The 7767-nt window shown below is 70.6% G+C and carries 13 protein-coding genes; 11 read left to right on the top strand and 2 right to left on the bottom strand.

What is annotated here, in order from left to right; translation table 11 throughout:
• On the top strand, positions 1–325 hold a 325-nt coding region (locus ACIRST_RS29335; protein ID WP_402805637.1), incomplete at its 5' end, for a hypothetical protein.
• A 23-nt stretch (positions 326–348) separates the two neighbouring features.
• On the opposite strand, the gene ACIRST_RS29330 is transcribed toward ACIRST_RS29335, so the two are convergent.
• Together ACIRST_RS29330 and ACIRST_RS29325 are read right to left on the bottom strand one after the other, a co-directional pair.
• Entirely contained in the window at positions 349–1032 is a 684-nt protein-coding gene (locus ACIRST_RS29330; RefSeq protein WP_402805635.1) for an HAD family hydrolase, read from the bottom strand.
• Positions 1029–1877, bottom strand: coding sequence for a GntR family transcriptional regulator (locus ACIRST_RS29325; RefSeq protein WP_402805632.1), 849 nt, complete (start codon positions 1875–1877; stop codon positions 1029–1031). Before ACIRST_RS29325 ends, ACIRST_RS29330 begins: the two co-directional genes overlap by 4 nt.
• Before the next feature lie 587 nt (positions 1878–2464).
• Here ACIRST_RS29325 and ACIRST_RS29320 point away from each other — a divergent pair.
• From ACIRST_RS29320 to ACIRST_RS29275, 10 genes are all read left to right on the top strand, one after another.
• Complete coding sequence (locus tag ACIRST_RS29320) at positions 2465–2758, top strand: hypothetical protein (RefSeq protein ID WP_402805631.1); 294 nt, start codon at positions 2465–2467, stop codon at positions 2756–2758.
• A gap of 73 nt (positions 2759–2831) precedes the next feature.
• Positions 2832–3860: a DUF2637 domain-containing protein gene (locus tag ACIRST_RS29315; RefSeq protein WP_402805628.1), complete on the top strand. Its 1029-nt coding sequence runs from the start codon at positions 2832–2834 to the stop codon at positions 3858–3860.
• Positions 3857–4198 carry a hypothetical protein gene (locus tag ACIRST_RS29310; protein WP_402805625.1) on the top strand — a complete coding sequence of 114 codons (342 nt, stop codon included), beginning with the start codon at positions 3857–3859 and terminating at the stop codon, positions 4196–4198. The genes ACIRST_RS29315 and ACIRST_RS29310 overlap by 4 nt, the downstream gene beginning before the upstream one ends.
• Before the next feature lie 133 nt (positions 4199–4331).
• Positions 4332–4454 carry a hypothetical protein gene (locus ACIRST_RS29305; protein ID WP_402805623.1) on the top strand — a complete coding sequence of 41 codons (123 nt, stop codon included), beginning with the start codon at positions 4332–4334 and terminating at the stop codon, positions 4452–4454.
• Entirely contained in the window at positions 4451–4696 is a 246-nt protein-coding gene (locus ACIRST_RS29300; RefSeq protein ID WP_402805620.1) for a hypothetical protein, read from the top strand. The genes ACIRST_RS29305 and ACIRST_RS29300 overlap by 4 nt, the downstream gene beginning before the upstream one ends.
• Positions 4696–4869 (top strand): hypothetical protein, encoded by a 174-nt coding sequence (locus ACIRST_RS29295; RefSeq protein ID WP_402805618.1) that lies wholly within the window; start codon positions 4696–4698, stop codon positions 4867–4869. Before ACIRST_RS29300 ends, ACIRST_RS29295 begins: the two co-directional genes overlap by 1 nt.
• 138 nt (positions 4870–5007) lie before the next feature.
• On the top strand, positions 5008–5739 hold the full coding sequence (locus ACIRST_RS29290) for a hypothetical protein (protein ID WP_402805616.1): 732 nt from the start codon (positions 5008–5010) through the stop codon (positions 5737–5739).
• Between the two features lie 18 nt (positions 5740–5757).
• Positions 5758–6192, top strand: coding sequence for a hypothetical protein (locus ACIRST_RS29285; RefSeq protein ID WP_402805613.1), 435 nt, complete (start codon positions 5758–5760; stop codon positions 6190–6192).
• Positions 6192–6851: a hypothetical protein gene (locus ACIRST_RS29280; protein WP_402805611.1), complete on the top strand. Its 660-nt coding sequence runs from the start codon at positions 6192–6194 to the stop codon at positions 6849–6851. Before ACIRST_RS29285 ends, ACIRST_RS29280 begins: the two co-directional genes overlap by 1 nt.
• Before the next feature lie 169 nt (positions 6852–7020).
• Entirely contained in the window at positions 7021–7176 is a 156-nt protein-coding gene (locus tag ACIRST_RS29275; RefSeq protein ID WP_402805608.1) for a hypothetical protein, read from the top strand.
• Positions 7177–7767 lie beyond the last annotated feature (591 nt).

Genomic DNA, 7767 nt, shown 5'->3' with positions numbered 1-7767 from the left:
CACCCTTGATGAGGCGCGGCTACAAAAACTGATCACCGGCAAGCTTAAGGGCGTTCCGAACGCAGAGGACGTTTATGGTAAGTGGATGGCACAGATGGACCTTGAGGTTATCCCCGTGCGTCGAGTTGCTCAAGGCCATGACCTCTTCCGCAGCCTGTCCCTATTTGTCAAGACGAAGTGGGGTGTATCGCAGAGGGGTGATGTCTGGGAGAAATTTGCGCGGTCGCACTGGCGCCTATCCGACCTTATTGACACTGATCTCTATCGCCAAGTTAAAGAGTGGTCACTCGTCAACAGCTGCGCTGTCTGGCGTTCCGCCTCATAGGCGAGGATCCGTATCACTTGTCATCAGGCCAGTGCGTCAGCGATCGCCTGCATCGAGTCGATGACGACCACGGCACCAGCTGCGGCCAGCCGTACATCCTTCCCTGGCTTGTTGGCATACCCGATAGTCGACACTCTCGCAGCATTTCCGGCCTGGACATCCCGCACCGCATCGCCGATGAAGATGCACTCACCCGGTTTAGTGCCAGCGGATTCCATGGCTGCTAGGAGAAGTCTTGGATTTGGCTTCATGGACGACGGATCGCCAGGGAGGCGGCCGAAGACCCCGGCCACGAAGCCTCTGAGCCCGTGGTCTGAGAGGTACGCCTCGATCGCTATGCCCGCGTTGTTGCTGACCACCGAGACGGACCGGCCGGAGCGCACACAGGCCAGCAAAACCGATTCTCCGCCCGGGTTCGGCTTGCCGACCCGGGCTGCCTCCGTCTCCAGCGCCGCCAGCGCGGAATCAGCGCTCTCGACAAGGTCGGGCCTGGTGTCGGCGATGCTACGAAGCATGGCGAGCGGGTCGGTCTCATCTTCGGCGCCATGTGGGGTCCGCTCGTCAGCGGCAAGCAGACCCTCACGAAGGCGTCGCGCGACCTCGGGGGCGGGAAGACTGGCGAACACCGAACACACCGGGCCATCGAAGTCGAGCAGTACATGCTTCACGGGGCGGAGCACGTCAGCCAGCTGCTGGGTAGTGCTCATGACTGGCGCTCGTAGGCGATGGTGGCCCACACGCTGTCGAACCACATCTGGGCCTGCTGGACGTACTGCGACCCAAGCGATGCATCATCCGGACCGGCGGCATGGTGGAACAGGGTGGTGTCCTTGCCAGTCACATCGAAGAAGGTGTGCGCCGTGCCGTCGGTCGTGATGGTGCGCTCGCGCAGGGGGTAGAAGCCGAAGAAGGCCTCCGCCCGGTTCAGGATGTAGAGCTTGAATAGGCTGGACGCCCGGTGGACCTTCACCTCGACGGTGGCCGACTGGACGAGGCCAAGCTCCGCCAGCATCTCAACCGAGTGGGTGATGCCGCCGGCGTTGGTCAGCGCGATGTTCCGGGCGCGTTCGCGGAGCGCTTTCTCGTCCTTGAGGCCGTCGACTAGGACGGGGACGGCCATCGGCTCGCTGGTGTCCGGCAGCAGCAGGCGCACGGTGATGGACTCCGGGGTGAGCCGGCCGGAGCGGACCTTGTCGAGCGGCTCCTGCAGGGCGTTGTGCAGGGTCTCGCTGGAGAAGCCGGCGAAGTCGAGGGTGACCTGCTTCTGCTCGAACGCGGCCTCCAGGTGCGGCCGCAGCCCGACGGGGCGTGAAGTGCGCTCCCGGACGAAGGACCCGCTGCCCTGCCGCGTCACGATCAGGCCTTCGGTGCGGAGCAGGTCGAGGGCCTTGTCGACGGTGCCCCGCGCCACGCCGAAGAACTTGGCCAGCTCAGGGCCCGACGGGAGTTTGTCGCCCGTCTCGTAGCCGGGCTTCTTTGTAAGGATCGCGGCCCGCAGATAGCTGCCGACCTGCTGGTACGGGGGGCGGGAGTCGTCCGGGTCCAAGGCCATGCGCCCATGCTAGGGCAGCCGCCCAACACAGGCGAGAAACCCAACTCTCTTGACCTGCCTAAGCAGGTTCTCTATGTTGTGAGTGTCGCACCGAGTGAGACAGGGGTGACACAGAGGGGCCTTCTTTGGGCTGCTCTGAGCTGCACCAATGCACCACCGACAACTCAAGAGGGGATCCACCACCGCAGTCCTTCCGTGACGACGCCGGTCGGGGTGAGTGGACACAGTCGGCAGAGAAGGGGCGCACGCCCTGACACCTCGGCCCGCCCATAAGACGGCGGGCCGTACATGGGACACGCGGCCGACTATAAAGACCGACGCGGCTGACATTCGCCGGCGACGACCTCCGGGAGGGATCTCCCCGGAGCGAGCCTGGTCCGCGTCCAGACGAGACCAACCACCCAGCTCCACCAGTGACCACGGCCCTCGACACCCCCTGCATCCATGACCGCGGGGCTGGTGCCGGGGGTCGTGGCTACTCGTGACGTTCGAGTGGCCCGGGCCCTACGAAACGGGCCGCCGTGCTCCCGGCCAAGGAACGCGCGGCGGCCCTCAGGCCCACCCCCTACGAGAGAGGAGGTAGCCCCGTGAGGACGATTGTTGCAGGCCAGAAGGCCTTGAACGAGGACGAGTTCGCCGAGCTGGCGCTCGGTCTCGCCGCGAACTCGGAGTTCACCCGGCTGTTCACCGGGGTGCCCGGTGAGGACGCCGCCCAGCGCAACGCCCGCCTCGACGCCGCGGACGGCATCCTGGCGGACCTGCGCCGCGAGGACCCGATGCTGGCCGCCTACGCCGAGCGACTGCTGAGCAAGGCGCCGGTGCCGCTGCGGCGCCCCGCGAGGATCCGCCGCACCGCCCACCTCGGACGGGTGGCCGCGTGATGACGGGCCGCGCGCTCACGGCCGCTCACCCCTCGCTCATCACGCGCCTACCGGGCGCCCGGCGGTGGGCGCGGTGAGGGCGCCGACGAACCTGGAACAGATCCGCTCCGCCGAGAAGGCGTTGGCCGTGGGCACGTGGACGATCACGCTGGGCGCCGTCCTCTACAGCATGCTCACGGTGACCCCGCTGATGTCCGGGCACTCCCCGAAGGGCTGGGAGTGGACGGCGCCGGTCCTGCCGCTGGTCGTGGACGCGGCGGTGGTGATTGTGGTCCGCATGGACAGCACGCTCGCCCGACTCAACGGCGACGGTGGCCGGTGGCCGGTCGTGCTGCGCTGGATGACCGGCGCCATGACGGTGCTGCTCAACGTGGGTCAGTCCGCCCTGGATCACGACGCGGTCGGGGTGGCAATCCACGCCGTGGCGCCGCTGCTGCTGATCGTCACGGCGGAGACCTCCCTCGCCTACCGGCGGGCGATCGCTGCCGCACTGGCCGCGCGAGCGGCTCGTGAGCGCGATGAGCGGGCCGAGCGTGAGCGCAGTCAAGAGGAGCGCCGGCAGCGGGAACGTGCGGACCGGATCGCCGAGTACGAGCGGGCCGACAGGGCCGACCGTGAGCGCCGTGAGCACGACGAGCGGATGGCCGACAAGCAGCGTGAGCACGAGGAGCGCATGGCCCGCGAGGAGCGGAGCGAGCAGGCCCGCCGGGAGGCTGCCGATCGCGACGAACGGCAGCGCCGGCAGGACGCCGAGCGGGCCGAGCGTGAGCGTCGTGAGCGCGAGGCGAGCGAGCGTGAGCGCCTTGAGCGCGAGCGTGAGCAGACCGCCGAGCAGGACGTCGAGCGGCTCCGTCAGAAGCTCCTCTCCGCGCCCGCCGTGGACGAGCGCCTGCCCGAGGACCAGGCCCGCCTCACGGTCCAGGACTGCGTCATGGCTCGCGTTCCGCAGCGCCGGGCGGCCGAGCTGACCGGCTGGTCCGCCGGCTGGGTCGCCAACCGCTATCAGGAACTGCGCGCCGCCGAGCGACCTGCCCTGCACGCCGTGCCCGGCCGCAGCGAGGACCCCACCACCACCCGACCCTCCGAGGAGCAGGCATCGTGACCACCATCGAGACCCATGCCACCGCCGCCGACCAGGTCAACGCCGTCGGCGCCCTGCTCGCCCTCCTCACCACCCACGCGAACCTGCCTGCCCCGGACCTCCACGTGAAGCTGACGGCGGTGCCGGGCACCCACGAGTGGGCATGGGGGCTGTACATCGCCCTGCACGAAGGCCTCGGCCAGTTCGAGCAGTGGCGGGCCGCCCTCGGCCTCGACCCCGCCGCCATCGAGCAGAAGCACCACGGCACGACCGGGTGGCTGATCGCCCCCGGCACCCACTGCGGTGTCCCGGTCGAGCTGTACGGCTTCTACCCCAACGCCCCGGACGACGAGCAGTAGGCCATCAGCAGCGTCGGCACCCGGACAACACCCGCCGGATGGCTCCTGCCTGACCTGTACCGCCAGCACCGTCCTCGCGGCCTGCAGCATCCCCGCACCTGCTCCGCTGACCCTCAGCAAGGAGATCTCTGTCATGGCCCTGACCATGATTGCGCCCCCCATCCCCCCGATCACCCCCGAGGACCGCACCCGCGCCGCCGCCAGCGCCGACCGCGTGCTGACCGTCCAGGTCGGCAAGAGGGGCGGCGACCGGTGAACACCACCCGCAACGTGCCCGGCCTGGGCATCGCTCGTCTCGACCACGGCGGCGTCGCCTACCGGCTGGCCGAGCCGCTGACGATCGATGAGGTCGCCAGCCTGCCCCGCGAGGACTGGTGTCACCGTCTGACGGTCACCGACGCCTCCGCCGACGGCCGATACGCCGCCGAGTTCCACGCGATCTGTGAGCTGGACGGCGAGCCGTTCGTGCTGGCCGGCCGGATCGGGGAGGGCACCTGATGCTCGGTTTCGGCAAGAAGCAGCCCGCCGCCCAATCCGGACAGCAGCGCAGGGCCACCGCCGTCCGCAGCGCGGACCGCGCGGGCCACGCCGCCATGGACGCCTGGACCTCCCGTCGGCGGCCCGCCGTCGAGACCAACCCACCCGCCCGCGCCTGGTGGCGCTCCTCCTGATCCTCCCCCGGGCCTGGCCTCCTCGGCCGGGCCCCTACCCGGAGAACTGACCATGGACTGGCTCCTGAGCCTGCTCTACCCGATCCTCGCGGTCGGTGCCGGCGTCGCCGTGTGGCTCCTCCGCCGGGAGGAGAACCGATGACCGTGCCTCCGCCCCCGACCACCCCGCCCACCGTTGGCATGCCCGACGCCGAACCGGAGCCCGCTGTCGAGTGGTGGCGCAAGAGCGGGCCGTGGAACCCCCGGCGCCCTGCGGCCGAGCCCACGCCCGTAGACCTCCGCAAGACCGAACCTGCCGAACCCGCCGGCGACGTCGAGGACCAGGCCGTCGAGGACGGCGATCAGGCCGAGGCCGACCCGGAGCGGTACGACCTGCGGACCGTCGCCGAGAGCCTGCGCCTGCTGATCAGCCAAACGCCCGAGGAGCAGGCCGAACGCGCCCGCAGGGACCGCGAGGCCGAGTACCGGGAGCAGGGCGAGACCCCCGAGGAGCGCGAGGACCGGCACCGCGCCGAGCAGATCGTCCAGACGCGTCGGGCCTCGGTGCTGTGGCGTCAGCCCCAGTCCGAGCGTGCCCGCCGGTTCCGCCGCTGGTGCATCCTCACCACCACCTCCGCCGTGCTCGGCTACCAGATGGGCGCCGTCCAGCTGGCCGCCCACGTGCCCCTGCCGGTCGCCGCATTCGCGGCGGCCGGCGCCTGGCTCATCGACCTGCGCATGCGCGGCTGGGGCCACGTCCGAGTCTCCGAGGTCCGCGGCTTCCCCGGCCTCACCATCTTGATCCTCGTGCGGGTGCCGTTCGCCTCCGCGCTGGTCGGCGCCCTCGGCCTGGCTCCCCTGATCACCCTCCTCTCCTCCTCCCACCACTGACCGCAGGAGATCGACACCATGGACACCCAGTTGCTCGGCTCGTTCGGCTCCGGCGGTCTCTGCCTGGCCATCGCCGTGTGGATCATCCTCGGCAGCCGCAAGGCCGAGAAGCAGGGGAAGTTGGCGAAGAAGCACAAGGACGAGCACACCGCCTGGCTCATGATCGTCTTCGGCATCTTCGCCGCCGGGGCCGGGCAGGCCTTCTCCGCGCCGGGCACCGTCGGCGAGGGCCTGACCCACGCCCTCACCTCGCAGAGCACCGCGTTCGGCAACGTCGGCGCCGGCGCCGTGGCCGCGGTCCTAACCCTCGTCCTGTTCGGCACCAAGCCGACCCCGATCAAGGACTCGGTGCTCGGCGCGACCGTGCCGTCCGTCTACGCCGCCGCCGGCGGGATCTGGGCGCTGCCGCTCACCGTCATCGGCTCCGTCATGAAGGGCCTGGTGGGTGCCTGATGAAGCCCAGCCAGTACCTCGCGGGCGTGTCGGTCACCGCCCTCGGCCTGGGCAACCGCCTGATCATCCGTGCCCTCCGGCCCCACACCGCGAAGGTGCAGGTGACCAAGCAGCAGATCGGGGGAGCGGTCGGACTCCTCGCCTTCCTCTCCCCCGTGCTGGCCCGGCCCGTCGCCCGATACGGGCCGACCACGATCACCGTCCTGCTCGTCCTCTGGGTGGTCGTGGCGGTCGTGGTCGGCAACACCGAGGCCGCCGCCGAACTCGCGAAGGCCGACGCCGACAAGGCGGAGAAGGCGAAGGCCGGCGCCCGGGCCGCGTCCGGTGAACAGGCCGAGGCCAACCAGGACGACGCGCTCCAGGACGCCCCCGCCGACGTCGACCTGTACGCGCTGATCCGGTACGTCGCCCAGATGTCCGACCAGGGCACCGCCGCCCACCTCTCCCAGGTCCTGGAGGAGGGGCAGGCGAGGGGCCTCTTCGATGGCTGGCAGGTGCCCGACCTGAGGGCCCACCTGGAGGGCATGGGGGTGGCCCTCGTCGAGGGCAAGAAGCTCACCTTCAACGGCCGCCAGCGCAACCGCCTTGCGGTGGCCGTGGACGCCCTCCCCGAGACCTCCCCTGGCACCGTTCCCGCAGTCGTCCAGGACGCTGCCTGACCCCGCTCCCCCGCCTCCTCCCGCGGCCCCTCCCGGGCGGCGGTAGGGCGGTAGGAACCGCAGGTCAGCGCACCCCTACCGCCCGCCCTACCAGTCCCCTACCTATCGCCCTACCCCCTCCAACCGGCACCCGCCGAGAGGGGAAATCGACCACCAGAAGGAGACCGCCATGGACCAGGAACTCGCCACCGCCCTCGCTGCGGACAACGCCGCCGAGGACGCCGGCATGCACCCCGACGACCGCCGCACCTGCTGGACCCACCAGTGCTGGGCCGAGGACTGCGCCGGCCGACCGACGCACACCGATCCCCTCGCCCTGGGCTGATCCCACCCCGTTCCGGGCCCCGCCCCTCTCCCCCCGGGGGAAGCCCCCAATTCGGCCCATGGCCGACAAGAGCTCTGCCATGCTCGGCAGATGCCGTACGAGTACTGGTGCGGGGCATGTCGCACCGTCAGCGAGCACTCCAGTGAGGCCGAAGCGTCGGCCGAGCGCCACGCGCACATCGCCGCCGTGCACCATGGCCGGCGTCCCGACCGCGAACGTCTCCGGGACCTCCAGCCCGTGCCCGTCCCGGCCCACCCGCCGCTTCGGTTCGGCCCGTCCCAGGCGCTCATCGTCGTGGCTGTCGTCCTCGCCGCGCTCGTCGCCTGGTCCCTCACCCTTGACCCTTCCACCTCCCCGCACTCACCACCCCGGCCCGCCCTGCCCACTCCCCAACCGCTGGATTCCCTCCTCGCCAGCACTGGTGCAGCCACCCCGGCTCGCCAAGGGCCCTAACCGAACAGATCTCCCATCACGTCGAAGCGGGGGGGGGGGGGGGGGGGGGGGGCCCCCCCCCCCGCCCCCCCACCGCAGCCCCACCCCCCCCCCCCACCCCGCCGCAGTAGTGCGACGCCGCGGGTGGGGGGGGGGGCC

This window comes from Kitasatospora sp. NPDC101447 (assembly GCF_044767225.1).
Lineage (GTDB): Bacteria > Actinomycetota > Actinomycetes > Streptomycetales > Streptomycetaceae > Kitasatospora.
The sequence above is the reverse complement of the archived record's forward strand: the minus strand, read 5'-3'. Positions and strand labels throughout refer to the sequence as shown.

Bases quoted from the DNA above. Each gene is read 5' to 3' on its own strand.
- ACIRST_RS29330 (WP_402805635.1), bottom strand. From the start codon at position 1,032: ATGAGCACTACCCAGCAGCTGGCTGACGTGCTCCGCCCCGTGAAGCAT.
- ACIRST_RS29325 (WP_402805632.1), bottom strand. From the start codon at position 1,877: ATGGCCTTGGACCCGGACGACTCCCGCCCCCCGTACCAGCAGGTCGGC.
- ACIRST_RS29305 (WP_402805623.1), top strand. From the start codon at position 4,332: ATGGCCCTGACCATGATTGCGCCCCCCATCCCCCCGATCACCCCCGAG.
- ACIRST_RS29295 (WP_402805618.1), top strand. From the start codon at position 4,696: ATGCTCGGTTTCGGCAAGAAGCAGCCCGCCGCCCAATCCGGACAGCAG.
- ACIRST_RS29290 (WP_402805616.1), top strand. From the start codon at position 5,008: ATGACCGTGCCTCCGCCCCCGACCACCCCGCCCACCGTTGGCATGCCC.
- ACIRST_RS29285 (WP_402805613.1), top strand. From the start codon at position 5,758: ATGGACACCCAGTTGCTCGGCTCGTTCGGCTCCGGCGGTCTCTGCCTG.
- ACIRST_RS29280 (WP_402805611.1), top strand. From the start codon at position 6,192: ATGAAGCCCAGCCAGTACCTCGCGGGCGTGTCGGTCACCGCCCTCGGC.
- ACIRST_RS29275 (WP_402805608.1), top strand. From the start codon at position 7,021: ATGGACCAGGAACTCGCCACCGCCCTCGCTGCGGACAACGCCGCCGAG.